This window comes from Streptomyces sp. DSM 120436, assembly GCF_055778765.1.
The window spans coordinates 3,103,677-3,125,788 of record NZ_JBSKBS010000001.1 but is presented as its reverse complement, the minus strand read 5'-3'; the positions used below and the strand labels follow the sequence as shown (position 1 = coordinate 3,125,788).

The 22,112-nt window shown below is 67.6% G+C and carries 7 protein-coding genes, 1 tRNA gene and 3 rRNA genes; 1 reads left to right on the top strand and 10 read right to left on the bottom strand.

Annotated elements, in window-relative coordinates; genetic code table 11:
• Positions 1-49: 49 nt before the first annotated feature.
• The 3 genes from ACWH4W_RS14205 to ACWH4W_RS14195 form a co-directional block, all read right to left on the bottom strand.
• Complete coding sequence (locus ACWH4W_RS14205; protein WP_473076088.1) at positions 50-2,830, bottom strand: DNA translocase FtsK; 2,781 nt, start codon at positions 2,828-2,830, stop codon at positions 50-52.
• Between the two features lie 173 nt (positions 2,831-3,003).
• Positions 3,004-3,681 carry a response regulator gene (locus ACWH4W_RS14200; protein WP_473076087.1) on the bottom strand — a complete coding sequence of 226 codons (678 nt, stop codon included), beginning with the start codon at positions 3,679-3,681 and terminating at the stop codon, positions 3,004-3,006.
• A 306-nt stretch (positions 3,682-3,987) separates the two neighbouring features.
• Entirely contained in the window at positions 3,988-9,474 is a 5,487-nt protein-coding gene (locus tag ACWH4W_RS14195; protein WP_473076086.1) for a HAMP domain-containing protein, read from the bottom strand.
• 435 nt (positions 9,475-9,909) lie between these two features.
• Between ACWH4W_RS14195 and ACWH4W_RS14190 the strand changes: the two genes are divergently transcribed.
• A complete protein-coding gene (locus tag ACWH4W_RS14190; RefSeq protein WP_473076085.1) occupies positions 9,910-12,663 on the top strand; it encodes a SpoIIE family protein phosphatase in 2,754 nt (917 codons plus the stop codon).
• A 61-nt stretch (positions 12,664-12,724) separates the two neighbouring features.
• On the opposite strand, the gene ACWH4W_RS14185 is transcribed toward ACWH4W_RS14190, so the two are convergent.
• The 7 genes from ACWH4W_RS14185 to dapA all read right to left on the bottom strand — a co-directional run bounded on the left by ACWH4W_RS14185 (position 12,725) and on the right by dapA (position 22,071).
• Positions 12,725-12,797 (bottom strand) — tRNA-Thr (locus tag ACWH4W_RS14185).
• Between the two features lie 74 nt (positions 12,798-12,871).
• Positions 12,872-13,537, bottom strand: a complete 666-nt coding sequence (locus ACWH4W_RS14180) for a DegT/DnrJ/EryC1/StrS family aminotransferase (RefSeq protein WP_473077496.1) — start codon at positions 13,535-13,537, stop codon at positions 12,872-12,874.
• A 114-nt stretch (positions 13,538-13,651) separates the two neighbouring features.
• A 5S ribosomal RNA gene (gene rrf, locus ACWH4W_RS14175) occupies positions 13,652-13,768 on the bottom strand.
• Between the two features lie 90 nt (positions 13,769-13,858).
• A 23S ribosomal RNA gene (locus ACWH4W_RS14170) occupies positions 13,859-16,982 on the bottom strand.
• A 315-nt stretch (positions 16,983-17,297) separates the two neighbouring features.
• Positions 17,298-18,827: ribosomal RNA gene (locus ACWH4W_RS14165) — 16S ribosomal RNA — on the bottom strand.
• The 16S, 23S and 5S rRNA genes sit together here, the layout of an rRNA operon.
• Positions 18,828-19,328: 501 nt before the next feature.
• A complete protein-coding gene (locus tag ACWH4W_RS14160; protein ID WP_473076084.1) occupies positions 19,329-21,014 on the bottom strand; it encodes a ribonuclease J in 1,686 nt (561 codons plus the stop codon).
• A 154-nt stretch (positions 21,015-21,168) separates the two neighbouring features.
• The gene (gene dapA, locus ACWH4W_RS14155; protein ID WP_473076083.1) at positions 21,169-22,071 is read right to left on the bottom strand and encodes a 4-hydroxy-tetrahydrodipicolinate synthase; all 903 of its coding nucleotides are present in this window, start codon (positions 22,069-22,071) and stop codon (positions 21,169-21,171) included.
• Positions 22,072-22,112 lie beyond the last annotated feature (41 nt).

Sequence of the window (22,112 nt, the reverse complement as noted above, 5' to 3'; positions counted from 1 at the left end):
CACGATCGCCCGGCCGGACGACCCGGCATGACGACCGTGTTCCCGCCGCTTACCCTTCAGACTCCCCGCGGATCAGCGCGAGCACGCCGTCCAGCTCCTCGGGTTTCACGAGAACGTCACGCGCCTTCGAACCCTCGCTCGGTCCGACGATGTTCCGGGACTCCATGAGGTCCATCAGCCGGCCGGCCTTGGCGAAGCCGACGCGCAGCTTGCGCTGGAGCATCGACGTCGACCCGAACTGGGTGGAGACGACCAGCTCGGCGGCCTGGCACAGCAGGTCGAGGTCGTCGCCGATGTCCTCGTCGATCTCCTTCTTCTGCTTGGTGCCGACGACGACGTCGTCCCGGAAGACGGGCGCCATCTGCTCCTTGCAGTGCCGGACGACGGCCGCGACCTCCTCCTCGGTCACGAACGCACCCTGCATGCGGACGGGTTTGTTCGCGCCCATGGGCAGGAACAGCCCGTCGCCCTTGCCGATCAGCTTCTCCGCACCGGCCTGGTCGAGGATGACCCGCGAGTCGGCGAGCGAGGAGGTGGCGAACGCCAGCCGGGACGGCACGTTCGCCTTGATCAGGCCGGTGACGACGTCGACCGAGGGCCGCTGGGTGGCCAGCACCAGGTGGATGCCGGCGGCGCGCGCGAGCTGGGTGATGCGCACGATGGCGTCCTCGACGTCGCGCGGGGCGACCATCATCAGGTCGGCCAGCTCGTCCACGATCACCAGCAGGTACGGGTACGGCTGCAGCTCGCGCTCGCTGCCCTCGGGCGGCTCGACCCTGCCCTCGCGCACCGCGCGGTTGAAGTCGTCGATGTGCCGGAAGCCGTAGGCGGCCAGGTCGTCGTAGCGCAGGTCCATCTCGCGCACGACCCACTGCAGCGCCTCGGCCGCCCGCTTGGGGTTGGTGATGATCGGCGTGATCAGGTGCGGGATGCCCTCGTACGCGGTCAGCTCGACGCGCTTGGGGTCGACCAGGATCATCCGGACGTCCTCCGGGGTCGCCCGCATCATGATCGAGGTGATCAGACAGTTGATGCAGGACGACTTGCCGGAGCCGGTGGCGCCGGCGACCAGCATGTGCGGCATCTTCGCCAGCGAGTCCATGACGTACCCGCCCTCGACGTCCTTGCCGAAGGCGACCAGCATCGGGTCGTCGTCCTCGGCGGACTCCGCGAGCCGCAGCACGTCGCCGAGGTTCACCATCTCCCGGTCGGTGTTGGGGATCTCGATGCCGACCGCGGACTTGCCGGGGATCGGGCTGATGATCCGCACGTCCGGGCTGGCGACGGCGTACGCGATGTTCTTGGTGAGGGCGGTGACCCGCTCGACCTTGACGGCCGGGCCGAGTTCGACGACGTACCGGGTGACCGTCGGGCCGCGGGTGAAGCCGGTGACGTCGGCGTCCACCTTGAACTCGGTGAACACCTTCCGCAGCGCCTCCACCACGGCGTCGTTGGCGGCGCTGCGCGCCTTGCCCGGCCCGCCCCGGTGCAGCAGGTCGAGGGAGGGCAGGGAGTAGGTGATGTCGCCGGAGAGCTGCAACTGCTCGGCGCGCGCCGGCAGGTCGCGGGGTTCGCGCGGCGGCGCCTTGGTCATGTCGAGCACGCCCGCGGGCGGCCGCTCCCGCTGCCCGGTCCCCTCGTCCTCGGCGGGCGCGGTCCGCCGCGGCTTGCCCTTCCCGGGCGTGTCCTGCTGCGGGCGGGCGGCCGGGACCGGCGTCGGTGTGGTCGGCTCGTAGTCGTCGCCGGTGCTGACGCCCTGGGTGAGGTCGGCGACGACCGGCGAGGGCGGCATGCCGTGCAGCACGGCGCCGTCGAGCGCGGCAGCCGCGGCGGCGGCCACGTCCACGGCGTCCGTGGGCCGGTCGGCGTCGGGCTGCGGCACCGCGGACCGGCGGGGGCGGCGCCGGTGCCGGGACAGCGCCTCCTCCTCCGCGTGCCCGGGGTCGTACTCCTGGGGCGCCGGACGGCGCCTGCGGCGGCTCTGCGGCAGCGCCTCGCGCCACTGCTCCTCGTAGCGCTCGTCGTCCTCGCCGAACTCCACCGGCTCCGGCTCCTGCACCAGGCCGAGCCGCACGCCGAGCTGGCGCAGCCGCTGCGGGATCGCGTTCACCGGGGTGGCCGTGACCACCAGCAGGCCGAAGACCGTGAGCAGCACCAGCAGGGGCACGGCCAGGACGTCGGTCATGGTGGACGACAGCGGCGCGGCCGCGCCCCAGCCGATGAGGCCGCCGGCGTCCCTTATGGCCTGCGTGCCGTCGGCGCGCGCGGGCGAGCCGCAGGCGATGTGGATCTGTCCCAGGACGCCGATGACGAGCGCGGACAGACCGATGACGATCCGCCCGTTGGCCTCGGGCTTCTCCGGGTGCCGGATGAACCGTACGGCGACGACAGCGACGAGGATCGGCACCAGCAGGTCGAGCCGTCCGAACGCGCCGGTGACCAGGATCTCCACCAGGTCGCCGACGGGCCCCTGGAGGTCGGCCCAGGTGCCGGCGGCGACGATCAGCGCGATGCCGAGCAGCAACAGCGCGAGACCGTCCTTGCGATGGGCCGGGTCGAGGTTCCTGGCACCCTGCCCTATGCCGCGGAACACCGCGCCGACGGCGTGCGCGAGACCCAGCCACAGGGCGCGGACGAGCCGGTAGACGGTGCTGGTCGGATTCGGGGCGGGGGCGGGCTTCTTCGCCGGAGCCTTCCTGGCGGGCGCCTTCCTGGCGGGCGTCTTCTTCGCCGGGGCTTTCTTGACGGCGGCCTTCTTCGCCGGGGCCTTCGCGGAAGCGGCCGCCTTCTTCGCGGGCGGCTTCTTGGCTGCGGAGGGACGTGAGGCCATGGTGTGAGGTTACCGGGGGAGACGGCACGTGACACGCGTGGCGGGTGCTTCACCCGTTCGTGTCGCCCGCTTCGGGGCGTGAAACTGACGCACGGTGCCCTCGCGGCTCGGAGTTGACGCCCCCTCAGGGCCGGGACGGCCCTCGGGGGCGGGCAAGGACCGAGCGGACGCGGTCAGTTCTGCGAGGACACCGACGACGCGGTCCCGGCCCCGGGATCGAGGGCGTCCAGCGCCCGCCGCAATCCCGTGAGCTTACGCTCCAGATGGGCCGCCGTGGCGACCGCGGCCGCGTCGGTCGACTCGTCGTTCAGCTGCTTGGTGAGCGCCTCGGCCTGCTCCTCGACGGCGGCGAGCCGCGCCGACAGCTCGGCGAGCAGTCCTGCGGCCTCCTTCGGCTCCCCCGTGTCCTTCTCGCTGCCCTCGAGCTGGAGCCGCAGCAGCGACGCCTGCTCCCGCAGCTGGCAGTTCTTCATGTACAGCTCGACGAAGACCGAGACCTTCGCGCGCAGCACCCACGGGTCGAACGGCTTGGAGATGTAGTCCACCGCGCCCGCCGCGTACCCCCGGAACGTGTGGTGCGGGCCGTGGTTGATCGCGGTGAGGAAGATGATCGGGATGTCCCGGGTCCGCTCCCGCCGCTTGATGTGGGCGGCGGTCTCGAAACCGTCCATGCCCGGCATCTGGACGTCCAGCAGGATGACCGCGAAATCGTCCGTGAGCAGTGCTTTGAGCGCTTCCTCCCCGGACGATGCCCGCACCAGCGTCTGATCGAGCGCCGAGAGGATCGCCTCCAGCGCCAGCAGATTCTCCGGCCGGTCATCGACCAGGAGGATCTTGGCCTTCTGCACCATGGCCCGCCCTCCTCGCCCCGGCTTGGGGCCCTCCCTGTCCGCAGGACCTGACACAGCACCGGTGGGTGCCGTCCCAGGGGACGACTCCCTTGCGCCGCCCGTCCTTGTGCCGGTCATCGTAGCCGCACCCCGCCTGTCGCCACACCCTGTCACCGCGATGTCACTGTGCACGTAGCGGAAACGCCGCGCGAGACCAGAAGGTTCCCCGAGACCGCACTTCCACACGACTTCGCGCACGACACGTCGACCGTCCCACGCGGTCCCCGCGGCTTCTCCCCACTTTCGCACGCCCCGCGGCCGCCGGTCTCACTCCCCCCTCATCCACTGCTCCATCACCGTCAGCAGGTGATCGGGGTCGACCGGCTTGGTCACGTAGTCGGAGGCGCCCGACTCGATGGCCTTCTCCCGGTCGCCCTTCATCGCCTTCGCGGTGAGCGCGATGATCGGGAGTCCGGCGAACTGCGGCATCCGCCGGATCGCCGTGGTCGTCGCGTACCCGTCCATCTCGGGCATCATGATGTCCATCAGCACGACCGCCACGTCCTCGTGCTGCTCCAGCACCTCGATGCCCTCGCGGCCGTTCTCCGCGTACAGCACGGACAGGCCGTGCTGCTCCAGGACGCTGGTCAGCGCGAAGACGTTGCGGATGTCGTCGTCGACGATCAGCACCTTCTGCCCGCCGAAGCGGATGCCCCGGCGCGGGGTCCGTGCCGCCTGCGGCTCCTGCTCCACGGCCGGCCACTCCTCCAGCTCCGCGGAGGGCCGCTGGTCCCGCTGGTCCTGCGGGAGCGAGACCCGACGCCGGCGCCGGAACAGCGCCGCCGGCCCGCTCTGCGTCTCCCGGTACGAGGTCACCTCCGCCGGAGTCTCGGCCTCCGGCGCGGTCAGCTCGGCCGACGCCACCAGGTCCCCCGCCTCCAGCGCCGGCATGGGCGGCTGCTGGTAGCCGTTGGGCGGCAGCTCGCTCGGATGCAGCGGCAGGTACAGGGTGAACGTCGAGCCGCGGCCCGGCTCGCTCTGCGCGTGGATCTCACCGCCGAGCAACTGCGCGATCTCCCGCGAGATGGACAGCCCCAGGCCCGTGCCGCCGTACTTGCGGCTGGTGGTGCCGTCGGCCTGCTTGAACGCCTCGAAGATCACCCGCATCTTGCTGGCCGCGATGCCGATGCCCGTGTCGCTCACCGAGAACGCGATCAGGTCCGCGTCCGGATCGGTCAGCGAACCGGCCTCCAGGAGCTGCTCCCGGATGGCCTGCGGGACGTCGTCCCGGGCGGGCCGCATGACCAGCTCGACCGATCCGGAGTCGGTGAACTTCACCGCGTTGGACAGCAGGTTCCGCAGCACCTGCAGCAGCCGCTGCTCGTCGGTGTGCAGGGTGGCCGGCAGCTCCGGCGAGACCCGCACGGACAGGTCCAGGCCCTTCTCCGCGGTCAGCGGCCGGAACGTGGCCTCCACGTAGTCCACGAGCTGCACCAGCGCGATGCGCGTCGGGGAGACGTCCATCTTGCCCGCCTCGACCTTCGACAGGTCGAGGATGTCGTTGATGAGCTGCAGCAGGTCGGACCCGGCGCCGTGGATGGTCTCGGCGAACTCCACCTGCTTCGGGGAGAGGTTGCCCTCCGCGTTGTCCGCGAGCAACTTGGCGAGGATCAGCAGGGAGTTGAGCGGCGTGCGCAGCTCGTGCGACATGTTCGCCAGGAACTCGCTCTTGTAGCGCATGGACACCGCGAGCTGCTCGGCGCGCTCCTCCAGGACCTGCCGCGCCTCCTCGATCTCGGTGTTCTTCACCTCGATGTCGCGGTTCTGCCGGGCCAGCAGCTCGGCCTTCTCCTCCAGTTCGGCGTTGGACGCCTGGAGCGCCTTCTGCCGCTGCTCCAACTCCGCCGACCGCTCCCGCAGTTGCTCGGTCAGCTCCTGGGACTGCCGCAGCAGCCGCTCGGTCTTGGTGTTGACCGAGATGGTGTTGACGCTGGTCGCGATCATCTCGGCGATCTGGTTGAGGAAGTCCTTCTGGATCGCCGTGAACGGTGTGAACGACGCCAGCTCGACGACGCCGAGCACCTTCCCCTCGAACACCACCGGCAGCACGATCACCTGGGCCGGCGGCGCCTCCCCGAGCCCCGAGGAGATCTTCAGGTAACCGCTGGGCGCCTTGTCCACCAGGATCGTGCGCTTCTCCATCGCGGCCGTGCCGATCAGCCCCTCACCGGGCTGGAACGACGTCGGCATGGACCCCATCGAGTAGCCGTACGACCCGAGCATCCGCAGCTCGAACTGGTCGTCGTCCGCCGCGGCCAGGTCCTCGCCGTCCACCAGCGGCATGGCGAGGAAGAACGCGCCGTGCTGCGCGGACACCACCGGCGTCAGCTCGCTCATGATCAGCGAGGCCACGTCCTCCAGGTCGCGCCGGCCCTGCATCAGCGCGGAGATCCTGGCGAGATTGCCCTTCAGCCAGTCCTGCTCCTTGTTGGCGATCGTGGTGTCGCGCAGGTTGGCGATCATCTTGTTGATGTAGTCCTGGAGCTCCTGGATCTCCCCGGACGCGTCCACGTCGATCTTCAGGTTCAGGTCGCCGCGGGTCACCGCGGTCGCCACGCGCGCGATGGCGCGCACCTGCCGGGTGAGGTTCCCGGCCATCTCGTTCACCGACTCCGTCAGGTCCCGCCAGGTGCCGTCCACGTCCCGCACCCGCGCCTGGCCGCCCAGCTGGCCCTCGGTGCCCACCTCGCGGGCCACGCGCGTGACCTCCTCGGCGAACGACGACAGCTGGTCGACCATCGTGTTGATGGTCGTCTTCAGCTCGAGGATCTCCCCGCGCGCGTCGATGTCGATCTTCTTGGTGAGGTCGCCCTTGGCGATGGCCGTGGTGACCATGGCGATGTTCCGCACCTGACCGGTCAGGTTCGACGCCATCTGGTTCACCGACTCGGTGAGGTCCTTCCACGTGCCCGCCACACCCGGCACGTGCGCCTGACCGCCGAGGATGCCGTCCGTGCCCACCTCGCGGGCCACCTTCGTGACCTGCTCGGCGAACGCGCTCAGCGTCTTCACCATCGTGTTGATGGTGTCCGCGAGCTGTGCCACCTCACCACGCGCCTCGATGCTGACCTGCCGTGTCAGGTCGCCGTTGGCGACGGCCGCGGACACCTGGGAGATGTTCCGCACCTGGGTGGTGAGGTTCTTCGCCATCAGGTTGACGTTGTCGCTCAGGTCCTTCCAGATGCCCGTGACACCCGGCACGTGCGCCTGGCCGCCCAGGATGCCCTCGGTGCCCACCTCACGGGCCACCCGGGTCACCTGCTCCGCGAACGACGACAGCTGGTCCACCATCGTGTTGACGGTGGTCACCAGCGCCAGGATCTCGCCCTTGGCGTCGACGGTGATCTTCTTGGACAGGTCGCCCTTGGCGACCGCCGTGGTGACCTCGGCGATGTTCCGCACCTGAAGGGTCAGGTTGTTCGCCATGCCGTTCACGGACTGCGTGAGGTCCTTCCAGGTGCCGGAGACGCCCTGCACCTCGGCCTGGCCTCCCAGGATGCCCTCGGTGCCCACCTCACGGGCCACCCGGGTGACCTCCTCCGCGAACGACGACAGCTGGTCCACCATCGTGTTCAGCGTGTTCTTCAGCTCGAGGATCTCCCCGCGCGCGTCGACGGTGATCTTCTGCGACAGGTCACCGCGCGCCACCGCCGTCGCCACCTGCGCGATGTTGCGCACCTGGCCGGTCAGGTTGGACGCCATGCCGTTCACGGAGTCCGTCAGGTCCCGCCACACGCCGGCCACGCCGGGCACCTGTGCCTGGCCGCCGAGCCGTCCCTCGGTGCCCACCTCACGGGCCACCCGGGTCACCTGGTCGGCGAACGACGACAGCTGGTCCACCATCGTGTTGATGGTGTTCTTCAGCTCGAGGATCTCCCCGCGCGCGTCGACGTCGATCTTCTGCGACAGGTCACCGCGCGCCACGGCCGTGGTGACCTGGGCGATGTTCCGCACCTGGGAGGTGAGGTTGCCGGCCATCGAGTTGACGGAGTCGGTGAGCTCCTTCCAGGTGCCGGACACCCCGGGCACCTGCGCCTGGCCGCCCAGCCGTCCCTCGGTGCCCACGTCCCGGGCCATCCGCGTGACCTGGTCGGCGAAGCTCGACAGCTGGTCCACCATCGTGTTCACGGTGTTCTTCAGCTGGAGCATCTCGCCGGAGACGTCCACGGTGACCTTCTGCGACAGGTCACCGTTGGCCACCGCCGTCGTCACCTGGGCGATGTTCCTCACCTGTCCGGTGAGGTTGCGGAACGCCGTGTTGACGGAGTCCGTCAGGTCCTTCCACGTCCCCGCCGCGCCCGGCACCTGCGCCTGACCGCCCAGCTCGCCCTCGACGCCGATCTCCCGCGCCACCCGCGTGACCTCGGCGCCGAACGCCGAGAGCTGGTCGACCATCGTGTTGACGGTGTTCTTCAGCTCCAGCATCTCGCCGGCCACGTCCACGGTGACCTTCTGCGACAGGTCACCGTTGGCCACCGCCGTGGTGACCGCCGCGATGTCCCTCACCTGAGTGGTGAGGTTCCGGAAGACCGTGTTGACGGAGTCCGTCAGGTCCTTCCACGTCCCCGCCGCGCCCGGCACGTTCGCCTGACCGCCCAGGCGCCCCTCGGCGCCGACCTCGTTGGCGACCCGTGTGACCTCGTCCGCGAAGATCCGCAGCGTCTCGGTCATCTGGTTGATCGTCTCGGCGAGCTGCGCCACCTCGCCACGCGCCGGCACCGTCACCTTGCGCGACAGGTCGCCGTTGGCGACCGCCGTCGTCACCTCGGCGATCCCGCGCACCTGCGCGGTGAGATTGCCGGCCATGGTGTTGACGGAGTCGGTGAGCTCCTTCCACACGCCGTCCACGCCCGGCACCTGCGCCTGGCCGCCCAGGGCGCCCTCGGTGCCCACCTCGCGCGCGACGCGGGTCACCTCGGAGGAGAACGCGGAGAGCTGGTCCACCATCGTGTTGACGGTGTTCTTCAGCTCCAGCATCTCCCCCTCGACGTGCACGGTGACCTTGCGGGACAGGTCGCCGCGCGCCACCGCCGTCGTCACCAGCGCGATGTCGCGCACCTGGGCCGTCAGCCGCTCCGCCATCGTGTTCACGGAGTCCGTCAGGTCCTTCCAGGACCCGGACATGCCCCGCACCTGGGCCTGACCGCCCAGCTTGCCCTCGGTGCCCACCTCGCTGGCCACGCGCGTGACCTCGTCGGTGAACGTCGACAACTGGTCGACCAGGTTGTTCACGGTCCGCGCGACCTTCAGGAACTCGCCCCGCAGCGGATGCCCGGTCCCCTCCGGCCCCTGCGTCCGCAGCTCCATCCGCGGCGACAGATCACCCTCCGCCACCGCCGACAGCACCCGGCTGACCTCGGAGACCGGCCGTACGAGGTCGTCCACCAGGGCGTTGGAGTGGTCGATCGCGGCCGCCCAGGAGCCCTCCGAGGGCCCCGTCTCCAGCCGCTCCGTGAGCTTTCCCTCACGTCCCACCATGCGGCGCACCCGCGCCAGCTCGCCCGTGAGGTGCAGATTGCGGTCGGCGACCTCGTTGAAGACCGCCGCGATCTCCGCCATCACGCCGTCGCCGGTCACCGTGAGGCGCTTGCGGAAGTTGCCGTCCCGCATCGCCACCAGGGCGCCCAGCAGACGGTTCATGGCCGCCGCCTCCACCGTCACGGTGCCGCCCCGGGCCTTCCCCGCCTTGCTCAGGGACTGTCCGCCTTCCGCGCGCGTCGTCTTCGTGCTCCGCGTCGCTGCGCCAGACTCCACTGTGTCCCTCCCGCAGGGGTCGACCATTACCGCTGTGCCCGGTCGCACCGCCCAGGGTGCTCCCGTCGTTCCTTGCTGCTTTTCCTGTCGGAATCGCTGTTCCCGTCGGACCGGGATGCCCTGTCCGACGTCCCGGGGCGCCGCCAGGGTGCTGCTGCCCACCCGGCTCCGACGCCACACTGCCTCCCCGGACCTTCCCTACTAGCCTGCCCAGTGTTTCACTCCCGCGGAACCAGGCCATAACAGTTCGGCAGCTTCGCACATCGTCCGCACACCCGCCGGACGGCGAACACCTCGGACGGAAACACCGCAGACCGGCATCCGCCCGGACCGCGAAGGTAAGTAACCTTGCATGCGGCTGTCCAGCCACGCCGGCGCGTCCGGCCTGGGCGGTGGCACGAAGACGAGCGGGCATCGGAGGGGCGGCCGCACACCATGACCACCGGACTGATCCCCGGGGAACAGCCCCCGGACCCACGGCCGGCGGACGGTCTGCCGCACCAGCGGCACGAGCCGGCCGGCCAGGGAACCATGCCCGTCGAGAACCGGTCGAGGAGTTCTGTGATCACCGCGCGCGCGGCCGCCAGCTTCGAGCCCGTCGGACGATCCGTCGCGAGCGCCCGTTCCTTCGTCCGCGACACCCTCCAGGGCTGGGGATTCGGCGACATCGTCGACGACGCCGTGGTGCTCACCAGTGAGCTGGTCACCAACGCCGTGGTGCACGCCGGAACCTCCGCCGACCTGCTCTGCCTGCGCAGCGACGACAGCGTGCGGATCGAGGTGGCCGACCGGTATCCCGAGCGTGAGATCCCCCTCCAGGGCTCCCCGATCGACATGGGCAGCCCCGACCGCGAGGGCGGACGCGGCCTCCAGCTCTGCGCCGCCCTGGCCGGCCACTGGGGCGTCGACTACACGCCCACCCACAAGACCGTCTGGTTCCGGCTCGACCTCCCCGACCGCCCGGTCGGCACCCGCGCCGCCGGCCCCGCCCTGCCCGCCCACCTGCTGCCGCTCGCCGACACCCGGGTCCGCGTCGCCGTCGTCCAGGTCGACCGCGCCGGCTCCATCACCGCCTGGAACGAGGACGCGGAGGAACTGTTCGGCTACACCGCGGAGCAGGTCACCGGCAAGCCCCTCACCGACCTCGCCGCCTGGCCGCACACCCCCGGCACCGGCACCGGCATCGCCGACGCCCTCCGGCTCTCCCGCTGGGAGGGCAGCTACGGCATCCGGGGCGCCCACGGCCGCGTCATCCCCGTGTACGCCTCCCACCTGCGCGTCCGGGACACCGACGGCGAGCCGTCAACCGTCTGTCTCCTGGTGCGCGACCACGAACGGGCGGTTCTGCAGACCCCGCTCCGCGTTCCCGCCACGGACACCCCGGGCGGCTCCGAGGGCCAGAGCACCGACCCGTTCGAGGTCTTCATCGGCTCCCCCGCCCCGGACGACCTCGACAGCCTGCTGCAGCGCACGGTGGAGCGCGCCCGCGACATGCTCGACGGCGACTCCGCCTTCCTGCTGCTCGCCACCGACGACGAGACGGAGCTGGAGGTCCGCGCCTCCACCGGCCTGCCCTCGGCCCGCCAGCGCTTCGCGCGCGTCCCCGTCGAGGGCGGCCCCGGCCGCTACGGCTCCGCCCGCATGCCGGCCGTCCACGAGGACCTCACGGCCGTCCCGGGCGCGGTTCCCCTCCTCAACGGCACCGGCATGCGCTCGGTCGTCACCGTGCCCCTCAAGGTCGAGGGCCGCCTCACCGGCTCCCTCGGCGTCGCCGCCGAAGCTCCCGGCCGGTACTCCAACGAGGAGGCGCTGCGCCTTCAGTTCGCCGCGGACCGCATCGCCCTGGCCGTGGAGTCCGCGCGCCTGGGCGAACTGGAACGGCTGCGCCGCGGCTCCCTCAGCTTCCTCGTCGAGGCCTCCGACCTGCTGGCCGGCACCCTCGACCGGGACCAGACCCTGGCCCTCATGGCCCAGATGACGGTCCCCACGCTCGCCACCTGGTGCGCGGTCTACACGATCGCCGACCAGTCCTCCGAGCCGGACCTGTCCTACGTGCTGCACGAGGACGAGGAGCTCATCGACGGCATCAAGTCGCTGCTGTCGAAGATCCCCCCGCCGGACCCGGTGCCCACCCCCGGCGCCCGCGTCTGGTCCGCGCCCGCGGAGGTCGCCCACCAGGCGGCCCTGCGCACGTCCATGCGCAGCCTCGGCCTGAGCGGCGGCCCGACCCGGCACGTCACCACCGGCATCGGCCCGACCCTCGCCACGGCCGCCGCGGTCGGCGGCGAGACGGTGGTCCTCCCGCTGGTGGCCCGCAACCGCGTCATCGGCATGCTGACGCTCGGCAAGCCCACCGACGAGCACTTCCGTCAGGAGATCCTGGAGCTCGCCGAGGACCTGTCCCGCCGGGCCGCCCTGGCCCTGGACAACGCCCGTCTCTACTCGGAGCGCACGGCCATCAGCCAGTCGCTCCAGCGCAGCCTCCTGCCACCGGAGCTGCCGCAGATCGACGGCGTCGAGGTCGAGGTCATCTACCGCGCGGCCGGCGAGGGCAACGAGGTCGGCGGTGACTTCTACGACCTCTTCCCGATCAGCGACGGCGCCTACGGCTTCGCCATCGGCGACGTCTGCGGCACGGGCCCGAACGCGGCGGCCGTCACCGGCCTCGCCCGGCACGCGCTGCGCCTGCTGGCCCGGGAGGGCCTCAGCGGCCCGTCGGTCCTGGAGCGCCTGAACTCCGCGATCCTCGACGAGGGCGAGCGCAGCCGCTTCCTCACGCTCCTGTACGGCGAGATGCGCCCGCAGGAGGACGGCAGCGCGGAACTGAAGGTGGTCTGCGCCGGCCACCCCCTGCCGCTCCGCCTCCGCCAGGACGGCACGGTCGAACCGGCGGCCGAGCCGCAACCGCTCCTCGGCGTCCTGGAGGACCTGGAGCTGTACGAGGAAACGGTGACGCTCGACCCCGGCGACGTCCTGCTGTGCGTCACCGACGGCGTCACCGAGCGCCGCGAGGGCTCCAGGATGCTCGGCGACGACGGCCTGGCCGAGGTGCTGACCACGTGTACGGGCCTGACGGCCGGCGCGGTCGCGGCCCGCATCATGCGCGCGGTGGAACGCTTCGCCTCGGACGCGCCGTCCGACGACATGGCGATCCTCGCGATGCGCGTGCCGGGCCTCCAGCAGGACTGACACCCACCGCGCCCCAGGGCATGAGAAAGGCCCCGCCCAATGGGGCGGGGCCTTTTCGCTGAGCCCCCAAACGGAATCGAACCGTTGACCTTCTCCTTACCATGGAGACGCTCTGCCGACTGAGCTATAGGGGCCTGTCGTCGCTTCGGTTTCCCTCGCGGCAACGGAATAGATCATACCCCGAAGGGAGCCGTGCTCCCAACCATGCTCAGAGAGCAGGCGCGAGCAGTCCTCCCAGCGCGTTGCACACAGACGCCGTCCGGTGCATGTCCCGCTTGGTCAGGGAGGCGTCGACCGGCAGAGCGAGCGTCTCGTCGGCGGCCCGCTCGGTCTCCGGCAGCGACACGGAACGCCGGAAGTCGGGAAGCCGGTGCACGGGTGTCCGCACGGGTATCCGGCAGGCAACTCCCTTCGCCCGCACGGCACGTGCGAAGGCATCCCGGTCGGGCCGACCGTTCCCGGGCACCCGCACGACGTACTGGTGATAGCTGTGGCCGGCGCCTCCCTCCGGCGTCCGCACCCCCCGCAGTCGCGCGTCCAGATACGCGGCCCGCTCCCGCCGCCGCGCCGTCTCGTCGTGGGACGACCCGTCCAACTCCGTGTGCTCCAGCACCAGGAGCCCGCGTCGCTGTCCGAGCGCGTGCAGTTGTCCCATGTCGGCGGGCCGTCCGAAACGGTGGACGACCACCACCGCCGCGGTCCGCGAAGTCAGCACCGCCTCGACCGCATCCGGGTTCAGGCAGTACGTCGCCGGATCTATGTCGGCGAACACCGGAAACGCTCCCGCGAGCGTCACGGCCTGCGCGACCTCCACGTTACCGAAGGCCGGTACGACGACCTCGTCACCGGCTCCGACGCCGGCCGCCCTGAGCAGTGCAGCAGTTCCCATGCCGGCGATGCTCGACAAGCAACGTGAACGTCAAGTGACGGACAGCAAAAAAGGGTTGGTCCCCGAACCGAAGTTCGGGGACCAACCCTTATAAGAATTGTTCGGCGGCGTCCTACTCTCCCACAGGGTCCCCCCTGCAGTACCATCGGCGCTGTAAGGCTTAGCTTCCGGGTTCGGAATGTAACCGGGCGTTTCCCCTACGCTATGACCACCGAAACACTATGAAACTGACAACCGGCCGCATGCCGTGACCATGGCATGGGGTTGTTCATGGTTTCAGAACCAACACAGTGGACGCGAGCAACTGAGGACAAGCCCTCGGCCTATTAGTACCGGTCAACTCCACACGTTACCGTGCTTCCATATCCGGCCTATCAACCCAGTCGTCTACTGGGAGCCTTACCCCATCAAGTGGGTGGGAGTCCTCATCTCGAAGCAGGCTTCCCGCTTAGATGCTTTCAGCGGTTATCCCTCCCGAACGTAGCCAACCAGCCATGCCCTTGGCAGAACAACTGGCACACCAGAGGTTCGTCCGTCCCGGTCCTCTCGTACTAGGGACAGCCCTTCTCAAGACTCCTACGCGCACAGCGGATAGGGACCGAACTGTCTCACGACGTTCTAAACCCAGCTCGCGTACCGCTTTAATGGGCGAACAGCCCAACCCTTGGGACCGACTCCAGCCCCAGGATGCGACGAGCCGACATCGAGGTGCCAAACCATCCCGTCGATATGGACTCTTGGGGAAGATCAGCCTGTTATCCCCGGGGTACCTTTTATCCGTTGAGCGACGGCGCTTCCACAAGCCACCGCCGGATCACTAGTCCCGACTTTCGTCCCTGCTCGACCCGTCGGTCTCACAGTCAAGCTCCCTTGTGCACTTACACTCAACACCTGATTGCCAACCAGGCTGAGGGAACCTTTGGGCGCCTCCGTTACCCTTTAGGAGGCAACCGCCCCAGTTAAACTACCCATCAGACACTGTCCCTGATCCGGATCACGGACCCAGGTTAGACATCCAGCACGACCAGACTGGTATTTCAACGACGACTCCACCCGAACTGGCGTCCAGGCTTCACAGTCTCCCAGCTATCCTACACAAGCCGAACCGAACACCAATATCAAACTGTAGTAAAGGTCCCGGGGTCTTTCCGTCCTGCTGCGCGAAACGAGCATCTTTACTCGTAGTGCAATTTCACCGGGCCTATGGTTGAGACAGTCGAGAAGTCGTTACGCCATTCGTGCAGGTCGGAACTTACCCGACAAGGAATTTCGCTACCTTAGGATGGTTATAGTTACCACCGCCGTTTACTGGCGCTTAAGTTCTCAGCTTCGCCCACCCGAAAGTGAGCTAACCGGTCCCCTTAACGTTCCAGCACCGGGCAGGCGTCAGTCCGTATACATCGCCTTACGGCTTCGCACGGACCTGTGTTTTTAGTAAACAGTCGCTTCTCGCTGGTCTCTGCGGCCACCCCCAGCTCAGAGCGTAAAGCCCCTCACCAGGCGTGGCCCCCCTTCTCCCGAAGTTACGGGGGCATTTTGCCGAGTTCCTTAACCATAGTTCACCCGAACGCCTCGGTATTCTCTACCTGACCACCTGAGTCGGTTTAGGGTACGGGCCGCCATGAAACTCGCTAGAGGCTTTTCTCGACAGCATAGGATCATCCACTTCACCACAATCGGCTCGGCATCAGGTCTCACCCCTGATGAGTGGCGGATTTACCTACCACTCGGGCTACACCCTTACCCCGGGACAACCACCGCCCGGGATGGACTACCTTCCTGCGTCACCCCATCACTCACCTACTACCAGCTCGGGTCACCGGCTCCACCACTCCGACCTCGTCCGAAGACTCAGCCGGCGGCTTCACGGGCTTAGCATCACTGGATTCGATGTTTGACGCTCCACAGCGGGTACCGGAATATCAACCGGTTATCCATCGACTACGCCTGTCGGCCTCGCCTTAGGTCCCGACTTACCCTGGGCAGATCAGCTTGACCCAGGAACCCTTAGTCAATCGGCGCACACGTTTCTCACGTGTGAATCGCTACTCATGCCTGCATTCTCACTCGTCAACCGTCCACAACTCGCTTACGCGGCTGCTTCACCCGGCAGACGACGCTCCCCTACCCAACCCAGCACCCGTTGGGGCTATCTGCTGGATTGACACGACTTCGGCGGTACGCTTGAGCCCCGCTACATTGTCGGCGCGGAATCACTAGACCAGTGAGCTATTACGCACTCTTTCAAGGGTGGCTGCTTCTAAGCCAACCTCCTGGTTGTCTCTGCGACTCCACATCCTTTCCCACTTAGCGTACGCTTAGGGGCCTTAGTCGATGCTCTGGGCTGTTTCCCTCTCGACCATGGAGCTTATCCCCCACAGTCTCACTGCCGCGCTCTCACTTACCGGCATTCGGAGTTTGGCTAAGGTCAGTAACCCGGTAGGGCCCATCGCCTATCCAGTGCTCTACCTCCGGCAAGAAACACACGACGCTGCACCTAAATGCATTTCGGGGAGAACCAGCTATCACGGAGTTTGATTGGCCTTTCACCCCTAACCACAGGTCATCCCCCAGGTTTTCAACCCTGGTGGGTTCGGTCCTCCACGAAGTCTTACCTCCGCTTCAACCTGCCCATGGCTAGATCACTCCGCTTCGGGTCTTGAGCGTGCTACTACAGCGCCCTGTTCGGACTCGCTTTCGCTACGGCTTCCCCACCCGGGTTAACCTCGCAACACACCGCAAACTCGCAGGCTCATTCTTCAAAAGGCACGCAGTCACGAGAGCAAGGCAAGCCTCGCTCCGACGCTCCCACGGCTTGTAGGCACACGGTTTCAGGTACTATTTCACTCCCCTCCCGGGGTACTTTTCACCATTCCCTCACGGTACTATCCGCTATCGGTCACCAGGGAATATTTAGGCTTAGCGGGTGGTCCCGCCAGATTCACACGGGATTTCTCGGGCCCCGTGCTACTTGGGTGTCTCTCAAACGAGCCGCTGACGTTTCGACTACGGGGGTCTTACCCTCTACGCCGGACCTTTCGCATGTCCTTCGCCTACATCAACGGTTTCTGACTCGTCTCATGGCCGGCAGACCATGAAAGAGAGATCCCACAACCCCCACGACGCAACCCCTGCCGGGTCTCACACGTCGTAGGTTTGGCCTCATCCGGTTTCGCTCGCCACTACTCCCGGAATCACGGTTGTTTTCTCTTCCTGCGGGTACTGAGATGTTTCACTTCCCCGCGTTCCCTCCACACTGCCTATGTGTTCAGCAGCGGGTGACAGCCCATGACGACTGCCGGGTTTCCCCATTCGGACACCCCCGGATCAAAGCCTGGTTGACGACTCCCCGGGGCCTATCGTGGCCTCCCACGTCCTTCATCGGTTCCTGGTGCCAAGGCATCCACCGTGCGCCCTTAAAAACTTGGCCACAGATGCTCGCGTCCACTGTGCAGTTCTCAAACAACGACCAACCACCCATCACCCCGAGCATGACACTCGAGTGCACTGGGGCCGGCAACCGAGAGACGACCAACGGCCGCACCCTCAGACACCCAACAGCGTGCCCGACACAGCCAGCCGACCAGATCAGCGTTCCACGCCCCCGAAAGGGGCAGTACTAGCGCCTGGTCCGTCCTGGACCGTGCCGAGTAGTCAACGTTCCACCCATGAGCAACCAGTGCGAGACGTTCGCCCGCATGCTGGCCTCTGACCCGGACAAGTCCGAGTGAGAAGTGCTCCTTAGAAAGGAGGTGATCCAGCCGCACCTTCCGGTACGGCTACCTTGTTACGACTTCGTCCCAATCGCCAGTCCCACCTTCGACAGCTCCCTCCCCACAAGGGGGTTGGGCCACCGGCTTCGGGTGTTACCGACTTTCGTGACGTGACGGGCGGTGTGTACAAGGCCCGGGAACGTATTCACCGCAGCAATGCTGATCTGCGATTACTAGCGACTCCGACTTCATGGGGTCGAGTTGCAGACCCCAATCCGAACTGAGACCGGCTTTTTGAGATTCGCTCCACCTCGCGGTATCGCAGCTCATTGTACCGGCCATTGTAGCACGTGTGCAGCCCAAGACATAAGGGGCATGATGACTTGACGTCGTCCCCACCTTCCTCCGAGTTGACCCCGGCGGTCTCCCGTGAGTCCCCAGCACCACAAGGGCCTGCTGGCAACACGGGACAAGGGTTGCGCTCGTTGCGGGACTTAACCCAACATCTCACGACACGAGCTGACGACAGCCATGCACCACCTGTACACCGACCACAAGGGGGGCACCATCTCTGATGCTTTCCGGTGTATGTCAAGCCTTGGTAAGGTTCTTCGCGTTGCGTCGAATTAAGCCACATGCTCCGCCGCTTGTGCGGGCCCCCGTCAATTCCTTTGAGTTTTAGCCTTGCGGCCGTACTCCCCAGGCGGGGCACTTAATGCGTTAGCTGCGGCACGGACGACGTGGAATGTCGCCCACACCTAGTGCCCACCGTTTACGGCGTGGACTACCAGGGTATCTAATCCTGTTCGCTCCCCACGCTTTCGCTCCTCAGCGTCAGTATCGGCCCAGAGATCCGCCTTCGCCACCGGTGTTCCTCCTGATATCTGCGCATTTCACCGCTACACCAGGAATTCCGATCTCCCCTACCGAACTCTAGCCTGCCCGTATCGACTGCAGACCCGGGGTTAAGCCCCGGGCTTTCACAACCGACGTGACAAGCCGCCTACGAGCTCTTTACGCCCAATAATTCCGGACAACGCTCGCGCCCTACGTATTACCGCGGCTGCTGGCACGTAGTTAGCCGGCGCTTCTTCTGCAGGTACCGTCACTTTCGCTTCTTCCCTGCTGAAAGAGGTTTACAACCCGAAGGCCGTCATCCCTCACGCGGCGTCGCTGCATCAGGCTTGCGCCCATTGTGCAATATTCCCCACTGCTGCCTCCCGTAGGAGTCTGGGCCGTGTCTCAGTCCCAGTGTGGCCGGTCGCCCTCTCAGGCCGGCTACCCGTCGTCGCCTTGGTGAGCCATTACCTCACCAACAAGCTGATAGGCCGCGGGCTCATCCTGCACCGCCGGAGCTTTCGATCACCAAGGATGCCCAAGATGATCAGTATCCGGTATTAGACCCCGTTTCCAGGGCTTGTCCCAGAGTGCAGGGCAGATTGCCCACGTGTTACTCACCCGTTCGCCACTAATCCCCTCCCGAAGGAGGTTCATCGTTCGACTTGCATGTGTTAAGCACGCCGCCAGCGTTCGTCCTGAGCCAGGATCAAACTCTCCGTGAATGTTTACCCGTGATCGGGTGCACACATCACGAGAGCGGAACATCGGGAGGAATGGTCCCGACATTCACAGCGTCCTCGCTGTGTTTTCTTCAAAGGAACCTCGACCATCCGGCAGGACCGGACGGACGGGGTATCAACATATCTGGCGTTGACTTTTGGCACGCTGTTGAGTTCTCAAGGAACGGACGCTTCCTTCGTACTCACCCTCTCGGGCTTTCCTCCGGGCGCTTCCCTTCGATGTCTCCGACTCTATCAGATCTTTCCGATCCGATTTCCTCGGTGCTTTCCAGGTCGACGCTTTCGCGCTTTCCTTTCCGGCGGTTCCGACTTTATCAGAGGTTCTGAGCCGGTTTTCCCACCCTCACCGGGCACTGGCGTCCGACTCGTGAAGTCGTCGGGTGCCCGTCCGGGAGGAGCTGTAAACGTACTGGAGCGGGGCGCCCCGATGCAAATCGGGGCGCCCCGCTGCCGGTTCGCTCGCGCGCGGTGTCCGACGGACCGTCAGACCTCGACCACCACGGGCAGGATCATCGGCCGGCGCCGGTAGGTGTCGGAGACCCACTTGCCCAGCGTGCGGCGGATGAGCTGCTGCATCTGGTGGGGTTCGACGACCCCGTCCTGGGCCGAGCGCTCGAGCACCTCGGTGATCCGTGGGGTCACGTCGCCGAACGCGGAGTCCTCGATGCCGGAGCCGCGGGCCTGGATGTGGGGACCCCCGGTGATCTTGCCGGTGGAGGAGTCCATGACCACGAAGACCGAGATGATGCCCTCGTCGCCGAGGATCTTGCGGTCCTTCAGGGCCGGCTCGCCGACGTCGCCGACGGAGAGGCCGTCGACGTAGACGTAGCCCGCCTGGACCTTGCCGGAGATCTTGGCCTTGCCCTGGACGAGGTCGACGACCACGCCGTCCTCGGCGATCACGATGCGGTCGTGCGGGACGCCGGTGAGGGCGCCCAGTTCGGCGTTGGCGCGCAGGTGGCGCCACTCGCCGTGGACCGGCATCAGGTTCTTCGGACGGCAGATGTTGTAGAAGTACAGCAGCTCGCCCGCCGAGGCGTGCCCGGAGACGTGCACCTTGGCGTTGCCCTTGTGGACGACGTTGGCGCCCCAGCGGGTCAGTCCGTTGATCACGCGGTAGACCGCGTTCTCGTTGCCGGGGATCAGCGACGACGCCAGGATCACCGTGTCGCCCTCGACGATCCGGATCTGATGGTCGCGGTTGGCCATGCGGGACAGCGCGGCCATCGGCTCGCCCTGGGAGCCCGTGCAGACCAGGACCACCTCGCTGTCGGGGAGGTCGTCGAGCGTCTTGACGTCCACGACCAGGCCCGGCGGGACCTTGAGGTAGCCGAGGTCGCGGGCGATGCCCATGTTGCGCACCATGGAGCGGCCGACGAAGGCGACCCTGCGGCCGTACTCGTGGGCCGCGTCCAGGATCTGCTGGATGCGGTGGACGTGGCTGGCGAAGCTGGCCACGATGATCCGCTTGCGGGCGCCGGCGAAGACCTGGCGCAGCACGCCGGAGATGTCGCGCTCGGGCGGGACGAAGCCCGGGACCTCGGCGTTCGTCGAGTCGGAGAGGAGGAGGTCGATGCCCTCCTCGCTGAGCCGGGCGAACGCGTGCAGGTCGGTGAGGCGGCGGTCCAGCGGGAGCTGGTCCATCTTGAAGTCGCCCGTGTGCACCGCCATGCCGGCGGGCGTGCGGATGGCCACGGCGAGCGCGTCCGGGATGGAGTGGTTGACCGCCACGAATTCGCAGTCGAAGGGACCGATGCGCTCGCGCTGCCCCTCCGCGACCTGCAGGGTGTACGGGCGGATGCGGTGCTCCTGGAGCTTGGCCTCGATGAGGGCGAGGGTGAGCTTGGAGCCGATCAGCGGGATGTCCGGCTTCTCGCGCAGGAGGTAGGGGACGCCGCCGATGTGGTCCTCGTGGCCGTGGGTGAGGACGATGCCCTCGATGTCGTCGAGGCGGTCCCGGATGGACGAGAAGTCGGGCAGGATCAGGTCGATTCCGGGCTGCTCCTCCTCGGGGAAGAGCACTCCGCAGTCGACGATCAGCAGGCGGCCTCCGTACTCGAAGACCGTCATGTTGCGGCCGATCTCGCCGAGGCCACCGAGCGGGGTGACCCGCAGGCCGCCTTCGGGCAGCGGCGGGGGCGGGCCGAGTTCAGGGTGCGGATGACTCAAAAGACTCTCCTCACCACGCGCGCCACGTACCGGTCGGGCACGTGGCGCGCGTGACGTTCGTGCAACAGCAGTTGTCGTGAAGGGGTGCGGGCTCCGGTGGCCCGCGTATGCAGTTGTGGAGTCCGTCTGCGCGCCCGGGGCGCGCGAAGTCTGATTACTGGAGTTGTACCCCGCCCGCGGCAAGATCGATCTTGAGCTGTTCGATCTCCTCGGGCGTGCACTCGGCCATGGGGGCGCGCAGGGGTCCCGCGGGGAGGCCCTTGAGCGCGAGCGCCGCCTTGGTGGTCATGACGCCCTGGGTGCGGAACATGCCCGTGTAGACGGGGAGCAGCTTCTGGTGGATCTCGGTGGCCTTCTGGACGTCACCGGAGGTGTACGCCTCGACCAGGGCGCGCAGCTCGGGGGTGACGAGGTGGCCGACGACGGAGACGAAGCCGACCGCGCCGATGGAGAGCAGCGGCAGGTTGAGCATGTCGTCGCCGGAGTACCAGGCGAGTCCCGAGCGGGCGATGGCCCAGCCGGCTCGGCCGAGGTCGCCCTTGGCGTCCTTGTTGGCGACGATGCGGGGGTGCTCGGCGAGGCGGACGATCGTCTCGGTGCTGATCGGCACGCCGCTGCGGCCCGGGATGTCGTAGAGCATGACGGGCAGCTCGGCGGCGTCGGCGACGGCCGTGAAGTGCCGGTACAGGCCCTCCTGCGGGGGCTTGTTGTAGTACGGCGTGACGACGAGCAGGCCGTGGGCGCCGGCGCGCTCCGCGGCGCGGGCCAGCTCCATGCTGTGGTGGGTGTCGTTGGTGCCGACACCGGCCACGACGTGGGCGCGGTCGCCGACCGCCGCCACGATGGCCCGTACGAGATCCGCTTTCTCCGCGTCGCTGGTGGTGGGGGACTCGCCGGTGGTGCCGTTGACGATCAGGCCGTCGTTGCCTGCGTCCACCAGGTGGGTGGCGAGCCGCTGTGCGCCGTCGAGGTCGAGTGCGCCGTCCGCCGTGAAGGGCGTGACCATGGCGGTGAGGACCCGCCCGAAGGGGGTCTGCGGAGTCGAGGTCGGAGCCATGGGTTACACGCTACTCGTTGCTCAGGCCGGGGTCTTCCCTC